General features: G+C 63.2%; 16 protein-coding genes. 8 read left to right on the top strand and 8 right to left on the bottom strand.

From position 1 onward, the window contains the following. The gene (gene hmgA, locus R6G97_RS07480) at positions 1–1,302 is read right to left on the bottom strand and encodes a homogentisate 1,2-dioxygenase (RefSeq protein ID WP_102081605.1); all 1,302 of its coding nucleotides are present in this window, start codon (positions 1,300–1,302) and stop codon (positions 1–3) included. A 198-nt stretch (positions 1,303–1,500) separates the two neighbouring features. On the opposite strand from hmgA, the gene R6G97_RS07475 reads away from it, so the two are divergent. After that, on the top strand, positions 1,501–2,283 hold the full coding sequence (locus tag R6G97_RS07475; protein WP_182816385.1) for an IclR family transcriptional regulator: 783 nt from the start codon (positions 1,501–1,503) through the stop codon (positions 2,281–2,283). Positions 2,284–2,323: 40 nt separating this feature from the next. Here the strand turns inward: R6G97_RS07475 and R6G97_RS07470 are convergent, their stop codons facing one another. From R6G97_RS07470 to R6G97_RS07455, 4 genes are all read right to left on the bottom strand, one after another. Further along, complete coding sequence (locus tag R6G97_RS07470) at positions 2,324–5,491, bottom strand: hypothetical protein (protein ID WP_317847960.1); 3,168 nt, start codon at positions 5,489–5,491, stop codon at positions 2,324–2,326. Positions 5,492–5,845: 354 nt separating this feature from the next. Next, positions 5,846–6,751, bottom strand: a complete 906-nt coding sequence (locus tag R6G97_RS07465) for an alpha/beta fold hydrolase (protein WP_043209585.1) — start codon at positions 6,749–6,751, stop codon at positions 5,846–5,848. Between the two features lie 176 nt (positions 6,752–6,927). Next, positions 6,928–7,614 carry an LrgB family protein gene (locus tag R6G97_RS07460; RefSeq protein ID WP_070576323.1) on the bottom strand — a complete coding sequence of 229 codons (687 nt, stop codon included), beginning with the start codon at positions 7,612–7,614 and terminating at the stop codon, positions 6,928–6,930. Continuing rightward, positions 7,604–7,990, bottom strand: a complete 387-nt coding sequence (locus R6G97_RS07455; RefSeq protein ID WP_043209588.1) for a CidA/LrgA family protein — start codon at positions 7,988–7,990, stop codon at positions 7,604–7,606. The genes R6G97_RS07460 and R6G97_RS07455 overlap by 11 nt, the downstream gene beginning before the upstream one ends. A gap of 98 nt (positions 7,991–8,088) precedes the next feature. Between R6G97_RS07455 and R6G97_RS07450 the strand changes: the two genes are divergently transcribed. After that, positions 8,089–8,976, top strand: coding sequence for a LysR family transcriptional regulator (locus tag R6G97_RS07450; RefSeq protein WP_090346823.1), 888 nt, complete (start codon positions 8,089–8,091; stop codon positions 8,974–8,976). 102 nt (positions 8,977–9,078) lie between these two features. Here R6G97_RS07450 and R6G97_RS07445 read toward each other — a convergent pair whose 3' ends face one another. Then, positions 9,079–9,534 carry a flavodoxin gene (locus R6G97_RS07445; RefSeq protein WP_043209593.1) on the bottom strand — a complete coding sequence of 152 codons (456 nt, stop codon included), beginning with the start codon at positions 9,532–9,534 and terminating at the stop codon, positions 9,079–9,081. A 105-nt stretch (positions 9,535–9,639) separates the two neighbouring features. Here R6G97_RS07445 and R6G97_RS07440 point away from each other — a divergent pair, with 105 nt between their 5' ends. Both R6G97_RS07440 and R6G97_RS07435 read left to right on the top strand, forming a co-directional pair. Further along, positions 9,640–10,077, top strand: a complete 438-nt coding sequence (locus R6G97_RS07440; RefSeq protein ID WP_043209595.1) for a PAS domain S-box protein — start codon at positions 9,640–9,642, stop codon at positions 10,075–10,077. 59 nt (positions 10,078–10,136) lie between these two features. After that, positions 10,137–10,730, top strand: coding sequence for a hypothetical protein (locus R6G97_RS07435; protein ID WP_043209597.1), 594 nt, complete (start codon positions 10,137–10,139; stop codon positions 10,728–10,730). Here the strand turns inward: R6G97_RS07435 and R6G97_RS07430 are convergent. Continuing rightward, entirely contained in the window at positions 10,727–11,695 is a 969-nt protein-coding gene (locus tag R6G97_RS07430; protein ID WP_090346821.1) for a MerR family transcriptional regulator, read from the bottom strand. The two genes, R6G97_RS07435 and R6G97_RS07430, sit on opposite strands and share 4 nt — an antisense overlap. Before the next feature lie 180 nt (positions 11,696–11,875). Here R6G97_RS07430 and R6G97_RS07425 point away from each other — a divergent pair, with 180 nt between their 5' ends. The 4 genes from R6G97_RS07425 (at position 11,876) to R6G97_RS07410 (ending at position 13,860) form a co-directional block, all read left to right on the top strand. Continuing rightward, a complete protein-coding gene (locus R6G97_RS07425) occupies positions 11,876–12,448 on the top strand; it encodes an antibiotic biosynthesis monooxygenase (protein WP_043209601.1) in 573 nt (190 codons plus the stop codon). Positions 12,449–12,526: 78 nt separating this feature from the next. Continuing rightward, positions 12,527–13,219, top strand: a complete 693-nt coding sequence (gene folM / locus R6G97_RS07420) for a dihydromonapterin reductase (RefSeq protein ID WP_317847959.1) — start codon at positions 12,527–12,529, stop codon at positions 13,217–13,219. A gap of 10 nt (positions 13,220–13,229) precedes the next feature. Beyond that, positions 13,230–13,526 carry a DUF1244 domain-containing protein gene (locus R6G97_RS07415; protein ID WP_043209604.1) on the top strand — a complete coding sequence of 99 codons (297 nt, stop codon included), beginning with the start codon at positions 13,230–13,232 and terminating at the stop codon, positions 13,524–13,526. After that, positions 13,519–13,860, top strand: coding sequence for a HopJ type III effector protein (locus tag R6G97_RS07410; RefSeq protein ID WP_317847958.1), 342 nt, complete (start codon positions 13,519–13,521; stop codon positions 13,858–13,860). Before R6G97_RS07415 ends, R6G97_RS07410 begins: the two co-directional genes overlap by 8 nt. A 33-nt stretch (positions 13,861–13,893) precedes the next feature. Here R6G97_RS07410 and R6G97_RS07405 read toward each other — a convergent pair whose 3' ends face one another. After that, entirely contained in the window at positions 13,894–14,802 is a 909-nt protein-coding gene (locus R6G97_RS07405) for an alpha/beta hydrolase family protein (RefSeq protein WP_182942296.1), read from the bottom strand. Positions 14,803–14,910: the final 108 nt, after the last annotated feature.

The raw sequence follows: 14,910 nt of genomic DNA, 5'->3' as shown, positions 1-14,910 counted from the left end.
TTATCTCCGATTCGGGTTGAAGGTGCTCGGCAAGGTGGCCCAGCAACTATCGTAGTCGGCCTGCAGTTGCGGGCACTCGAGGGCATGACGGCTCGGACGCAGCACCTGGCTGGTCTCGAACATGAATGCCATGGTGTTGTCGATCTTGTGCGGCGCCAGGTCCGCGGCGATGGCCTTCTCGCAGGTTTCGGCGTCTGGCCCGTGGGCGCTCATCACACCGTGCAGCGAGGCACCGCCCGGCAGGAAACCTTCAGCCTTGGCGTCGTAGGCCCCCTGGATCAGGCCCATGAATTCGTTCATCAGGTTGCGATGGAACCAAGGTGGACGGAAGGTGTTCTCGGCCACCATCCAGCGTGGCGGGAAGATCACGAAGTCCATGTTGGCCATGCCGTGGACGCTGGTCGGCGAGGTGAGCACGGTGAAGATGGAAGGATCGGGATGGTCGAAGCTGACCGTGCCGATGGTATTGAAGCGACGCAGGTCGTACTTATACGGCACGTTGCTGCCGTGCCAGGCGACCACATCCAGCGGCGAGTGCTGCAGTTCGCAGGCCCAGTGTTCGCCGAGAAACTTCTGCACCAGTTGCACTGGCCCGCTGACCTCTTCGTAGCGCGCCACTGGGGTCAGGAAGTCACGCGGGTTGGCCAGGCCATTGCTGCCGATCGGGCCCAGGTCCGGGATGCGCAGCGGGGCACCATGGTTCTCGGCAATGTAGCCACGGGCCTGGCCGTCGAGCAGCTCGACGCGGAACTTCATGCCCCGAGGGATCACGGCGATCTCCAGCGGCTCGACTTCCATCACCCCCAGTTCGGTGGCGATGCGCAGGCGGCCTTGCTCCGGCACCAGTAGCAGTTCGCCGTCGGCATTGAAGAACACCCGTTCCATGGAACGATTGGCACGATAGATGTAGATGCTCACGCCAGCCGGCTTCTCCGAGGCCGAGTTGGCCACCATCGGCAGCCAGCCTTCGATGAAATCGGTGGGCTCGGACGGGATCGACTGGGGACTCCAGCGCAGGCGGTTGGGGGTGATCTGGCCCAGCGGGCCGGTCAGCGGTTGACGCTCCAGACGCTCGAAGCGCGGGTGCAGCGCCGAGGGACGAATGCGGTACAGCCAGGTACGACGCAGCTCGCTGCGGGCCATGGTGAATGCGGTACCCGAGAGCAGTTCGGCGTACAGGCCGTAAGGGGCTTTCTGTGGGGAGTTCTGCCCGACCGGCAGGGCGCCGGGCAGCGCTTCACTGGCGAACTCGTTGCCGAAGCCGCTCAGGTACTGAAGATCAGGGGAAGAATCGAGATTCATCGGGTGCCTCCGGGCTCGATGAGAGCCGTTGCTGGCAGCTGGCTGCTGGCCCTGTCCGGCGCGTTCCGGTGAGTACTCCAGGCGTTGCAGCGCGTCTGCATTGTTTTTATCGTAATCAGATTACGAATAACGTAATTTGATTGCCGAAAGGCGTCAAGCTATAAAGACGCCCACCTGTCTCCCCTGGATTCCCATCCCATGGCCAAAGCCAGCTCCCCTGCCGACAACGGCAAGCAGAAGGTCCGCTCGGCGGAAGTCGGCACCGACATTCTCAAAGCCCTTGCCGAACTCTCTCCATCCACGTCGCTGTCGCGACTGGCCGAACACGTGGACATGCCGGCGAGCAAGGTGCATCGCTACTTGCAGGCGCTGATCGCCAGCGGCTTCGCCGAGCAGGATCCTGCCACCAACCATTATGGGCTGGGCCGTGAGGCACTGCGGGTGGGCATGGCGGCGCTGGGTAGCATCGACGTGCTGAAGGTCGCGGCGCTGCCCCTGTCGCAACTGCGCGACGAGCTCAACGAAAGCTGTTTCATTGCGGTGTGGGGCAATCAGGGGGCGACGGTGGTCAGCATCGAGCCTGCGGTGCGCGCGGTGACGGTGGTCACGCAGATCGGCTCGGTCCTGCCGCTGCTCAGTTCGTCCACAGGCCTGGTGTTCGCCGCCCACCTGCCCGAACGCGAGACAGTGGAACTGCGCGACCAGGAGCTGGCCGCCATGGACCAGTCATTCAGCGACTACGAGCCCGTGCTGGCCCAGATCCGTGCACGCGGGCTGCATCACGTGCACGGTTTGCTGATGCCCGGCGTGGACGCGCTGTCCGCGCCGGTGTTCAACGCCATGGGCCAGATTGCCGCGGTGATGACGGTGGTCGGTCCGACGTCGATCTTCCATGCCGACGAACAGGGACCGGCGGCGAAGCGCTTGCTGGCGGCGGCAGGCGCCGTCAGCAAGCGTATGGGGTATGAGCCAGCGGCCTAGCTCATGCGTTGAGGTGCCGTCCCTGACCCCGATGGCGGCCTCAGGTGAACTGACGAGGGGCTGATTGCTCTGTGGAAGCAACCAGTTGCGTATACCACGACAACTCTTCCTCGAATCGTTTATTCAACGGTTGGAAAGCACCCGAGCCAAGCTCCTTGAACACCTCATGCCGCTCATAGAACGCTTTGAGTGCCTCGACTTGGTTCTTCACCCACAGACTCAGTGCGGATGACTCCCCAGGAAACAACGTCGACCAGAGTTTGCTGCCTCGATCAACCAGCTGGGTACCATAGAACTTCACCACATCCGTAATCCCGGGCAAGCTGGCGACGGCTCCGAGCAGGGATAACAGTGCTGCCGTCTTATCGCCATCACGCAACGCCGCGAGGCTGCGGTAGAACCCAGCGCCGGCCTTGATGAAGCCCAGAACGATTCGCGCCGGCGGGAACGCCAAGGCGATGACATCCGCCACCAGACCGACCAGCCAGAACACCTCTTGGGTGATACGCCTCGCCGCGCTGTAGGCATCGCGTTTCGCATCGGCCAGCAAGCGCTGTATACGCTGGCGTAGAGCAACCGAAAGATCCCGGATGTTGTACAGCACCTGCAACGACCGGGCGATCCTCGCATTTCCCTTGCTTTCTGACGCATCGGCGAAGTCATCGTTTCGCACGCTCTCATTGAGTTCGCGGATCAACAGCTCATCGTCAATCGAGACATGCGCGTAGACCCAGTCCTGCAGAGCATCGCTTCGCCACTGCTCGACAAAATCCTCGACCGTATAAAGGTACCGCCCACCAGGCCCATCGCTGAGATAGACCAAAGTGCCCTTGGCCTGGGGCGACTGCAGCAGGTACCCACCGACTACAGCGGCCCCGTTGATCTTCAGCATTGCCAATTTGCAATCGTCGACGAAACTGCCCCGATGAAATGCCATGCAGACCGGTTTCAGCCAGTCGGCATGCGCGTCGCTGAGGCGTCCGCTCTGCAGCTCCACCAGACAATCGCGTTGAATTTTCATGCCTGTGATGTGGCGATGCAGCTCCAGCGGCCTGGACTGGGCATCTGCGTCCGGGTCGAGATAACTCTTGCGGATCTCATCGCAGTACCCCTCACCGAGCCTGGCGGCCCGGATGTAACCATCGATCGCTCGGTTGCTCAAATGGGACAGGTCCTGGCCCACGGTCGACGTCAGCCTGGCGAAGTCCCTGAAATTGAAATCCGCGGGGTATCCGCTGGCCACCACTTGGGTCAAGGACTGACGAACGCCATGCTCCAACTCGACCAGAACGGTATCGGCATCGATCCATCCCTCCTTCTTGCCCGGGAAACGATTGATGCGCTCGCTCACGCGGTCACGGGCATAGGCCATGAACGTCGGCACCTGGGCAGCTGCCTGGTAATCCGTCATCAGCACGCGCAACTCGTGGTCGATGTCGTCCACGCGTCGTTGCAGCGTCCCGTCCGGCCTGGCAGGTACCACCGGCCGGATCTCTTCGAGATCGTCGAGAATCTTCATCACCCTCAACTCGGTCCAGTGCTGGATCACCTGCTGCCAGCCGTCAATGTCCTGCGGATGCAGGGTGATCGTCTCGCGTGACCATTCCTGAGGCAGGCTGGCTATACGCGTCAGATATCGATTCAACGCAGGACGGTCGGCATGGCGGACACGCTCGACGAGGTAGTCGCGCCCCGCAGGCATGGCGGTCAGTGCCCCCAGCGCGAAACTCATCTGCCCAGGTGAGTTGAACGCTTGCAGATCGCCCGCCGGCGACCCGGGCGCATAGAGCACATGGATATCATCGCTGTAGATGTACAGATGATCGGTCAGAAGCATTTCGCCATTGATGGACAACAGGGCCACCGTGATGGTGCTTGTTCCGGAGCGCTGCGCCCATGTGTCCTGTGTGGCCTGCTCGAGCAACCGCACCGCTCTGCGATCAAGGCCCTGGAAGTCCGCCGCCTGCCTGGCGAGTTGCAGCCTGGCATCCAGCGCTCTGCTCAGCAGATAGCGGTTTTCGTCGAGGGCATAGGTCTGCTCGACGTGCTCGACATAACCTCGATGCAGCTGTAATTCATTGGCGAGCGACCATACGCCTTGGTCGCCCAGGGCATTGCGCAGGCCCTCGTGCTGGATCGTCATTGCCAGGCGCTTGCCATGGTAAGCACCGCCACAGACCCATTCGAGCAGTGAAACCATTTGCGGCGGCGCATCCGCTGTGAAGTCGTGTCTGACATGCAGTCGTACCTGTTCGGCAGACAATTGCGCAAACCCTTTAGCGGTCAACCAAGCGTCAAGTTGCTGGCTGGCATAGGTGTAGAAGTCACTGTGCTGAGTTTGCTCGGCCAGTTGGCGCTCGGTTTCGTTCACAACCTGATGCAGCTTCGCCAACCGCTCGCGCTCGGCAGGCGACAGGTGTCGCAACCACTGCGGCGCCAGGTCCTTGCGCAAAGCACCGACGGCATCGGCCACGCTTGCTTGGAGTTGTTCGAACAAGGGCACAAGGGCAACGGCACCCTCACCGTTTTCAGGCTCAGCAGCAAGCCCGTCGATGACCAGCCGGCGTTGCAGCAACTGCATATCTTCAAGCAGATACACCTCAGGTCGACTCCGCAGCGGCCTCAACACCAGCTCCACGGACGTGGTGTCCGTCAGGGCCGCACGCGCTCGGGCGGGCAGACCCTGTGTCCAGCAATTATCCGCCCGCAGGTAGCGGACCAATGTCTCGACCATACGTTGATGGCTATCGAACCAGACACCGGCCCCCAAGCCGTAGAGGACGAAAGACAGCTCATCGTCATAGGGGTTATCGCACAACGCCACAAAGCCAGGAATACGCACCAGCTCACCCTCTTTCGTCTTCAGTGAGACGGATGCAAAGACGGGATCAGCGTCTGGCAGCAGAGCTTCGATGTCCTGTCTGGGAGCGCCACGACGCAAGGCACGGGCTCGCACCTGCAGAGTCAGCAACGCCCGAAGCTGTTCATTCAGCAGCGGGGACTGCTCCATCCACCAGTGATCGCTTTTGACCTGCCAATGTTCGTCCAGCCACCGCTCGGGATCGTCGACAGGCGTAACACGAGGCGGCAAGCCGGGCGCAAGCGCAACTTCGGCCTGCATCATCATGGTCAACACGACCAAAGCGCTCAGGACATCCTGGCCAGCGACAGGCGAGACCGTGGAAGGAAAGGTCAAGGGAAAATTCATGACTTCTGTCTCAATGCAATGTAGGAAATCGCAATGTGCAGAAATCAGAAAGAACAAAGCTGATGGAAATGCAGGTGTACTAACCTACGTTCAGACCTGAAGAACCTACTGAAAACGCCGCAATGAGCCTCGAGACCAGGGGAAGGATTATCACCGGCAATGTAAAGGTGAATGTCATAAGGAGGTGTTTTTCCCACCTCGAGATACACCTATTCTTACGGCATTGGATCGGTACGAAGGCGCCCCCCAGCCTTTCGGGCCACCAAGGTTCACCGACGTTGATTTTGAAGCTCCTTGATCTAACGTCTCGATTGGCCGCTGCGATGCAGCGGCCTTTTTTATGCCTGCAACCCCCTAGGACCAGGCCACCTTGCGTGGCGCCTCGATCATCGGCTGTTCACGAAACGACAGGTAATGGCGCAGCACCTGTTGCGGAGCCTCGGTGTGGGGATAGTGCCCAATGCCCGGCAGCGCCACGGTGTCGGGATCGGGTACCAACTGCCGGTAGCGCTCGAGCATCCGCGCGCCTGACAGCGGATCGGCCACGCCATTGATGAAACGCAGCGGTACACATCGTCGCAGCAAGGCGCCCACCCAGCGCTCACGGTGCAGGCGTCGCTCGGGCAGGTAACCGATCAGCTTGTGCAGGATGCGCGTGCCGCGATTGGCAACGATCAGACTCCAATAATCATCCAGGGCACTTTCGCTCGGGTGCGTGCAAGGGCCATAGATATGGCTGACGTTGCGCACCAGGTCATCGCGCCCAAAGCTGCGGGACACCAGCCAGCCTAGGGGGCTGAGCAGCAGCTTTTGCACCAGCAAGACCTGGTAGCACTCTGGGAACAGCCCACTGTTGAGGAACGCGCAGCTGGCGATCTCGATGCGTTGTTCACAGTGGCGCGCCAGCAACTCCTGGGCAACGGTGCCGCCGTAGTCGTGGGCCAGCAGATGTACAGGCTGATCGATGTTCAGATGGGCGAGCAAGGCCTGTTGCAGGTCGGCTTGCTCCATCAGGCTGTAGTCATGGTCCAGCGGCTTGGCCGAGTCGCCAAAGCCGAGCATGTCGCAAGCGACCACACGAAAGCGCTGGGTCAAGGGTACCCACAGGTAGTGCCAATCCCAGCTGGCCGTGGGGAAACCGTGAAGTAGAAGCAGTGGCTCTCCCTGCCCTGCTGTCCAGTAGCGGATGGTCTGGCCCCGAAAGGCAAAACTCTGAGCTCGGGTACGCCAGACGCACAATGGTATTTCGGCCAGTGGCATCAGTGTTGTCCCGGTAGATAAGTGTTGGCGTCATAAGGCAGGGCTGCGTTCATTGCAAGTTACCTCGGCACTTACATGTGCTCTCTATGTCGAGGCTCAGTCTAGCCAGCACACCGGGCGACGAAACTTGCGTTGGCAGCCAGCTTGCTGGCTTTGCGGGTCAGGGGCACGAACGGTCACAGCAGTCTTGCCAACAGGGGGCCGGCGAACAGGTTGAGCAGGCCGGTGAGCACCATGACCAAGCCGGCCACCGAGCCTTCCTCACGGCCCACCTCCTGCGCCCGACTGACCCCGGCGCCATGGGCACCGACGCCAAACAGCGCGCCACGGGCCAGGGGCGTACGCAAAGGCAGCACGCGCAGCAACACGCCCCCGAACATGGCGCCAAGTACGCCGGTGAACATGACGAACACCGCCGTCAGCTCCGGCACGCCGCCCAGGTCTTGGGCCAAGGGCATGGCAAAGGGCGTGGTGATCGAGCGCGGCAACAACGACCGGCTCACCGCATTGTCGAGTGCCAGCAGGTGCGCCAGGCCCCAGGAGCTGGCGATCGAAGCCATGCTGCCGGCCAGCATGCCCACCAGCAGCGCCGGCCAATGGCGCGCCAGCATCATCCGTTGCTGCCAGATCGGCACCGCGAAGGCCACGGTCACCGGGCCCAGCACGCCCATCAACCAGTGGGTGTCGCGCGCGTACTCGGCATACGCAGTGTGCAGCGGCACGGCCACCGCCAACAGCAATGCCGGCACCAGAATCAGCGGCGACAGGACATAGCGCCCACTGCGCCGGTACAACCAGCGGCTGCCCAAGTAAGCAACAAGGGTCAGGACAAGCCAGAACAACGGCATTGGCTCAAGGCTCATGGCGCAGCCTCCAGCGGCAGACCAGTTCCACCGTGACGGCGGTCACCACCATCACCATCAGGGTGCTCACTGCGATCACCAGCAGGATGCGCCAACCCTCGCTGCGCAGCAGGCCACCGTAGTCCAGCAGGCTCATCAGCGCCGGAATGAAAAACAGCAGCATTTCAGCCATCAACCAACCCGCGCCGGCCTGCAGGGTGGCAGGTTTGAGCACGCCGCAGGCGAACAACAGCAGGAGCAAGGCCAAGCCCATCACCCCACCCGGGATCGGCCATCCCAGCCAAGTGGAAAGCTGGCCGCCGAGCAGAAACAAGGCAAGCAGGACCGCCAGCTCGACGAGCAGGCGCAGGTATTTTTTCAGTAAGGCGGGTTTCATTGGGAAGGGTCCTCGGCTGGGGTCCATTCTAGATTTGCCCTGCCTAGGCCAGAAGCGAATTGTTAGACTGATCACCATTCCAAAACGGAATTCGAAACATGGAATTCAAGCAGCTTCGCAGCTTCATCGAAGTCGTGCACCGCGGGGGCTTCACCCAGGCGGCGCAGACCCTGCACATCAGCCAGTCCGCCGTGAGCAAACAAGTCGCGCAACTCGAGCAGGCCCTAGGTCAGCCCTTGCTGGAGCGCCAAGGCTCGCAATTGCACCTGACCGCCGCCGGGCGCATCGTCCTGGCACGCGGCGAGGCATTGCTGCGCCAGCGCCAGGAGCTGCAAAACGAGCTGGACGATCTCAGCCAGATGGCCCGCGGCGAACTGCGCCTGGGTTTGCCGCTGCTGGGCAGCGATGCGCTGTTCGCCGGTTTGTTCGCCGAATACCGGCGGCGTCACCCGAACATTTCGATCCAGCTGATCGAGGGCGGCAGCCGCACGGTGGAACAGGCTGTCAGCAGTGGCGAACTGGAGCTGGGCGGTTGCATCACGCCCACGGACCCGGCGTTCGAGTACCAGCCATTCTGCGATGAGCCGCTCGATGCGCTGTTGCCCCAGGCGCATGCCTTGGCGAAGGAGCTCCAGATCGAGTTGCTGCAGTTGGCGGACACACCATTTCTGCTGTATCAGCGCAGTTTCGTGCTCAATGACCGGCTGCTCGGTGCCTGCCAACAACTAGGTTTCACGCCCAAGGAAGGGGGACGCAGCGGGCAAGCGGACTTTCTGGCCGCACTGGTGGCGGCCGGGCAAGGGGTGGTGCTGCTGCCGCGGGTCGTGGCGCGGGCTCTGGAACGTCCAGGCGTGGTGCGGGTGCCATTGAACCCACCGGATCTGCGCTGGGACATCGCGTTCATCTGGCGCCGTGGGGCCTACCTGTCGAAAGCAGCACAGGCGTGGTTGCAGTTGGTGCGCGAACGGCCTGCGTCAGGCCTGTAGCCGCGGCGACGTCCTGTTCGCGGGTAAACCCGCGCCCACAAGGATTGCGTTGAGCTTGTAGGGGTTCACCCGCGAACGGGCCGTGTTAGGTATGCGCCCGTATCAAACCTTGAGCGCCGCCGCCAGCTCAGCCAGCCACGGCTCGGCATCAGCCTCGGGGGTCACGGTCTCGCTGGCATCCAAGCGCAGCATCGGCAGTACTTCCCGCACGCCCAGTTCGGCAAACAGCTCGCGCATCTGCTCGCCACCACCGCAGTAGGTATCGCCATAGCTGGAATCGCCCAAGCCGATCACCGCGCCGGGCAATCCTCGCCAGGCCGCCGGCAGGGTGTCGCGGATCGTGCTGTACAGCGGCATCAGGTTGTCCGGCAGCTCACCCATGCCAGTGGTGGAGGTCACGGCCAGCAAGGCATCCGGGGCAAAGCCCTGCAGGTCTTGGAGGTTGGCACGGGCGGCATGCCAGGCATCGAAACCGGCGGCTTTGAGCACAGACTCGGCGTGACGGGCGACTTCTTCGGCGGTGCCATACACCGAGCCTGAAATAATGGCGACTTTCATCGGGCAGAGGATTCCGAAACTGAGTGAAAACGTAGGATACTAGCATTCACCCGTGGCAAAAGGCCGCACTCCCACCAAAGTCCCCCGCTTGCCCAAGGCCCGGACATGATCAACGCGCAACTGCTGCAATCGATGATCGATGCGTCGAACGACGGAATCGTGGTCGCCGAACAGGAAGGCGACGACACCATCCTGATCTACGTGAACGCAGCGTTCGAACGCCTGACTGGCTATGCCCGCAACGAAATTCTCTACCAGGACTGCCGCTTCCTGCAGGCCGATGATCGCGACCAACTCGGCCGCGCGCGAATCCGCAGGGCCCTGACCGAAGGCCGGCCATGCCGGGAGGTGCTGCGCAACTACCGCAAAGATGGCAGCGCCTTCTGGAACGAGCTGTCGATTACGCCGGTGCACAACCCCGCCGACCAGCGCACTTATTTCATCGGCATCCAGAAGGACGTCAGCCGTCAGGTAGAACTGGAGCGGGCACTGGCCCAAGCGCAGGCCCGGCTGCACGCGCTGGAATCCGACGAACGTAGCTGAACGAAGCGCTTTGCGCGCGGTCAATCCCCTTGAAGAAATCGCTACCTTCGAGCCCGATCATGCAAGCACATGCCCTCCTGACCCAGGACGAACTGGATTTCATCCAGGACATGCAGCATTCGCCCCAGTTCAATGTGTCCGACTCCATGTCGAGTCTGCTGGTCAATGGCGACCGCCATGTGCAGGAACTGCTCGCCCGCCTGGTGGCTAATGAGCAAGTCACGCTTCAGGCCCAGTACAACAACCAGCAGATCAGCTTCCCGCTGCAGCTGGTCGAAGACGAGTTCCATGCCGTGCATCTGCAGGTGGGTTCGCCTGAAATCTTCGAAGAAGGCCCCACCCCGCGCCCTTGGCGTCTTTCGCTGGAGCAGCCGGCCCCGCTGCTGGATACCCATGGCAAGCAGAGCGGCCTGTGGATCCGGGACATTTCCTCCAAAGGCACCTTGGTGCAAGTGCGGGATCTACCCGAGGCGCCGGTGCGCTTCGCCCTGAACTTCGCCCCCGAGGGCATCGAACCCATCCGCCTCAAAGGCGTGCTGCGCCGGCGCATCGGCCCGGACCTGGCCGCCTACGACCTGTCCCGCAGCCCGGCCGACGACCTCGAGCGCCTGCGCGAGTACATCCTCCAGGCCCATCAGCAGATGCACGCCTAAGTATCCAACTGCCCGGCCAGGTACTGGCGCAAGCGCCTGCGCATCAGGCTGCCTTGCGCGCCAAGGCAGGCGACCGGGCTACCGCCCAGCTGTTCCTGGGCCAGCTCCGCCACCTCCCCCGCCAGCACCACCGGACACCCAACGCCGAGGGTCAGCCGCGCCAGGCGCTTGCCCAGCGCCTGAGTGGGGGGCTGATGGGAGAACATCACCAAGGCATCGGGCGCGAGGCGCTCGCACACCAGCGCCAGCTCCTCCATGGGCTGCCCGGTCGCCAGCACCGTGACGCCCACCTCGTCGCTGCCCAGCAACAGCCCCGCCACCAGCAACTCCAGCTCATGGCATTGGCCCGACAACGGCGCCAGCACCACGCGCTGGCTCCAGGGCCCGCGCGACAGTTGCAGTCTCAGCAGCACCTTGCCTCGCAAAAACTGGTCGAGGAACAACCACTCACTGACCCGGCCAAAACTGCCCTGCCCCGCTCGCAAGCCGCGCCAGACAGGCATGAAGACCTCATCGAACACCGCGTCCAGGGCATGGCAGGCAAACACTTGGTCGAACAACCGTTCCAGTGCCAGGCCATCGAAACGCTGTGTCGCCTCCTGCACCTGGCCGCGCCAGCCGGCCAGCTCCTCGGCATTGCCGGCGCCTTGGCCATCCTGCGTCACGCCCTGATTGCGGGCCAGGATACTGCCCACCTTGCTCACCGCCACGCCACGCTCCAGCCAGCCGAGGATGCTGCGGATATCGTCGATATCGGCCTGGGAATAGAGACGATGGCCACTGTCGGTGCGGGTGGGCTGGATCAACCCGTAGCGGCGCTCCCAAGCGCGCAGGGTCACAGGGTTGACACCGGTCAGCCGGGCCACTTCGCGAATGGGGAACAGCTCTTGGTGTTCCAGGCCGGCCGAGGTGGCCACCTGATCATTGATGTGCACGGACAACGCCTCTTGTTTCAGATTCTGCATTCTACGCCGGGACACTCCGCCAGGTCAGTGCAACCATCCGCCGGCTGACACTGACCGGTCACGAATCCTGAGCGATAATCCGTGCCCGATTCTTGCAAGCCTGCTCGCATCGCCCACCACCCCGGGCGATGTAAGCCTAGGGGCCAGCTACCCGCCAGCCCCGTCGCCAGGAGATACACGATGTCTACCCCTCCCGTCACCCTGATGGTGTCGCGCCGCGCCGCCCATGGCCGTTACCAGGACCTGCTGGCCTGGCTTCATGAAGGCGAGCAGTTGGCCACCGACTTCCCCGGCTATTTGGGCTCGGGCATCCTCGCGCCACCGGCCGAGGGCGATGAGTTCCAGATCATCTTCCGCTTCACCAACGAATCCACTCTGCACGCCTGGGAGCATTCGGCCTCGCGTCGGGCCTGGCTGCAACGTGGCGACGGCCTGTTCGAGCGCCCCAAAGAGAGGCGCGTCAGCGGCCTGGACGACTGGTTCGGCACCAATACAGTGCAAAAACCGCCACGCTGGAAGCAAGCAACCGCCATCTGGCTGGCATTCTTTCCGGTCTCGCTGCTGTTCAACGTGCTGTTCGGCCACTGGCTGGCGCCGCTGGATCTGCTGCCACGGGTACTGATCAGCACCCTGGCCCTGACGCCGGTGATGGTCTATCTGTTCATCCCGCTGTCCACCCGTCTGCTGGCCGGCTGGCTGAACCCAACAGTACCTGCCACCGGCCAGGCATCGCGCGGGCTGCGCAGCCGCTGAGGCGCAGCCGCACAAGAGCGAAACAGTTCGGGTATGCTGGGGCATCAATGCAAGGACAGACAAGTTGACGCCCCGATCATGAACAGCCCAATCCTCGTCACCGGCGCCAGCCAGCGCGTCGGACTGGCCCTGGCCCTTGAACTGGCACAGACCGGCCATACGGTGGTCAGCGCCAGCCGCAGCATTCACCCACAAACGCCCCACCCGAACATCGTGCAGTTTCGCGCCGACCTGTGCCAGGAGGCCGACCGCCAGGCGCTGATCGAGTACCTGCAAAGCCATTACGACGGCTTGCGCGCGATCATCCACAACGCCTCGCTGTGGCTGGACGATGGCCTGGACAACCTGCAGACCATGTTCCGCCTGCACGTCGAGGCGCCCTATCACCTCAACCTGGCCCTGGGCGATTTGCTAGGCAAGGTCGAGAAGGCCGACATCATCCACATCTGCGACGAAACTTCCTCACGCGGCAGCAAGAGCCACATCGGCTACGCCGCGACCAAGGCCGCGCTGCAGAACATGGTGCTGTCGTTCGCCGAAAAATACGCGCCGAAGGTGCGCGTCAACGGTATCCTGCCGGGCCTGCTGATCCTCAAGGAAGGTGGCGACGACGCCTACCGCCAGCAGACCCTGAAAAAAGCCCTGCTGGAGTTCGAGCCCGGCGCCCGCCCGCTGATCGAGGCGGTGATGTTCCTGCTCGAAAGCCAATACAGCACCGGCAGCCAGGTGGTCATCAACGGTGGCCGCCACCTGAAGAACCGCATGACCTGAGGGAAGCCCCATGACCCCGCAACAACAGCTCGAACTCGAGGCCGCCGCGTTCCGGCGCCTGGTCGAACACCTGCAAAAGCGTACCGACGTGCAGAACATCGACCTGATGAACCTCTCCGGCTTCTGCCGCAACTGCCTGTCCAAGTGGTACAAGGCCGCCGCCGACGAGCGCCAGATCGACGTCAGCCTGGACGATGCCCGGGAGAAGGTCTACGGCATGCCCTATGCCGATTGGAAAGCCCAGTACCAGAAAGAAGCCAGCGCCGACCAACAAGCGGCGTTCGAAAAAGGAAAGCCACGTGACTGATCTGTCCACCCTGCGTAACAGCCTCGCCAGCGGCGAGCATGTTTTCGCCGACACCCTGGCGTTCATCGCCGCGAACTACAGCTACCAGCCCCAGGCCTTCAGCAATGGTGGCGTCGAGAACGCCGCCGGCCAGAACGAAGGCTCGTGCAAGACCCTGGGCCTGGCCCTGCTCGAAGGCTTGAGCGACCAGGAAGCCCTGTTGGCGTTCGGCGAGCACTACCGCAGCGTGCTGGCCACCCCCGAAGGCAGCGACCATGGCAACATCCGTGCACTGTTCAAGCACGGGCTGGCCGGCGTCACCTTCGCCGAGCAGCCGCTCAAGCGTAACGCCTGATATCGCCGGGGCCGCTTTGCGGCCCAGGCCACCTCAGCTGATGATCCGTCCCGGTACCGCTTCAGGCAGCCTGCCCTGCTGCAACCAGGCCAGGGCAATCGGCCAGAGGGTCTCGCGGAAGCGGTCATGGAAGAACGCGAAATGCCCGATCTGCGCGACCGAGATATCTCCAGGCGCCAACCGCAGGTGCCGCCGCTCGGCGTGCTGAAGGTAGCCCAGTAACCGCTCGGTCGCCGCCACGGTCCCGAACGGGTCGTCCGCGAGGCTGATCGCCAAGGTCGCCGCCTGCACTTGGGCGAACGGCAACTGCGCCAGCGTTCGTCCACTGGGGCGGTGCTCGTAGCGCGGCGTGCGAGTGGTCCAGTCGTGCACCACACCCGCCGGCGTGTCCTCCATCCAGCCCAGGCGCTTGCCGGGAAAGTAACCACACAGTCGGGTCAGCAACGGCATCACCACATGCCATTTGCCTACCAGCCGCCAGCGCTCGTTCGCCGCATAGTCGCGCCAGTAAGCGAACTGCGCGCCGACCATCACCACCCGTCGCACCCGCCCGCCGGACGGCGCCAGCCCCACCGCGCAGCCGCCGAAACTGTGCGCCACCACATCCACCGGCTGGCCCGCGAAGCGCTCGGCGGCCAGTTGCAGCATCGCCTCGAAGTCCAGCCGCCCCCAGTCGCTCCACGACGCCTTGAAGCCGCGCAACGAAGCCGGCCGCGACTCGCCGATACCCCGGTAGTCGTAGGTCAGCACGTCGAAGCCCTGGGCGAACAGGTAGTCGGCAAAACGCGAGTAGTAACGGCAGCGCACCGAGGTGGCGGCATTGATGATCACCAGCGGGCGCTGGGGGTCGGGGGAAGCGTGGCGCCAGAGGAAGCCTCCGAGGCTGTAGCCGTCGGCGGTACTGTGGCGAAAGGCGGTGGCGGGCTGGGTCAGGCTGCTCATGACGCGCTCCCTGCAGTGGTGCGCCAACGCTAGCAAAAAAAGCGTCTTCAGCCATCCCCTAGCAGGAGCCGCTGCGCAGCCCGTCGCAGGCTACACCTGCTCCCACGG

The organism is Pseudomonas sp. HTZ2 (assembly GCF_033173945.1).
Lineage (GTDB): Bacteria > Pseudomonadota > Gammaproteobacteria > Pseudomonadales > Pseudomonadaceae > Aquipseudomonas > Aquipseudomonas guariconensis.
This window is presented reverse-complemented; position numbering and strand designations above follow the sequence as displayed.

What these genes read in the sequence shown, in the direction of transcription:
- R6G97_RS07430 (WP_090346821.1), bottom strand. Translation starts at nt 11,695, where the DNA reads ATGCAGAATCTGAAACAAGAGGCGTTGTCCGTGCACATCAATGATCAG.
- R6G97_RS07405 (WP_182942296.1), bottom strand. Translation starts at nt 14,802, where the DNA reads ATGAGCAGCCTGACCCAGCCCGCCACCGCCTTTCGCCACAGTACCGCC.
- folM (WP_317847959.1), top strand. Translation starts at nt 12,527, where the DNA reads ATGAACAGCCCAATCCTCGTCACCGGCGCCAGCCAGCGCGTCGGACTG.
- R6G97_RS07460 (WP_070576323.1), bottom strand. Translation starts at nt 7,614, where the DNA reads ATGAGCCTTGAGCCAATGCCGTTGTTCTGGCTTGTCCTGACCCTTGTT.
- R6G97_RS07465 (WP_043209585.1), bottom strand. Translation starts at nt 6,751, where the DNA reads ATGCCACTGGCCGAAATACCATTGTGCGTCTGGCGTACCCGAGCTCAG.
- R6G97_RS07445 (WP_043209593.1), bottom strand. Translation starts at nt 9,534, where the DNA reads ATGAAAGTCGCCATTATTTCAGGCTCGGTGTATGGCACCGCCGAAGAA.
- hmgA (WP_102081605.1), bottom strand. Translation starts at nt 1,302, where the DNA reads ATGAATCTCGATTCTTCCCCTGATCTTCAGTACCTGAGCGGCTTCGGC.
- R6G97_RS07415 (WP_043209604.1), top strand. Translation starts at nt 13,230, where the DNA reads ATGACCCCGCAACAACAGCTCGAACTCGAGGCCGCCGCGTTCCGGCGC.
- R6G97_RS07440 (WP_043209595.1), top strand. Translation starts at nt 9,640, where the DNA reads ATGATCAACGCGCAACTGCTGCAATCGATGATCGATGCGTCGAACGAC.
- R6G97_RS07435 (WP_043209597.1), top strand. Translation starts at nt 10,137, where the DNA reads ATGCAAGCACATGCCCTCCTGACCCAGGACGAACTGGATTTCATCCAG.
- R6G97_RS07450 (WP_090346823.1), top strand. Translation starts at nt 8,089, where the DNA reads ATGGAATTCAAGCAGCTTCGCAGCTTCATCGAAGTCGTGCACCGCGGG.
- R6G97_RS07475 (WP_182816385.1), top strand. Translation starts at nt 1,501, where the DNA reads ATGGCCAAAGCCAGCTCCCCTGCCGACAACGGCAAGCAGAAGGTCCGC.
- R6G97_RS07455 (WP_043209588.1), bottom strand. Translation starts at nt 7,990, where the DNA reads ATGAAACCCGCCTTACTGAAAAAATACCTGCGCCTGCTCGTCGAGCTG.
- R6G97_RS07470 (WP_317847960.1), bottom strand. Translation starts at nt 5,491, where the DNA reads ATGAATTTTCCCTTGACCTTTCCTTCCACGGTCTCGCCTGTCGCTGGC.
- R6G97_RS07425 (WP_043209601.1), top strand. Translation starts at nt 11,876, where the DNA reads ATGTCTACCCCTCCCGTCACCCTGATGGTGTCGCGCCGCGCCGCCCAT.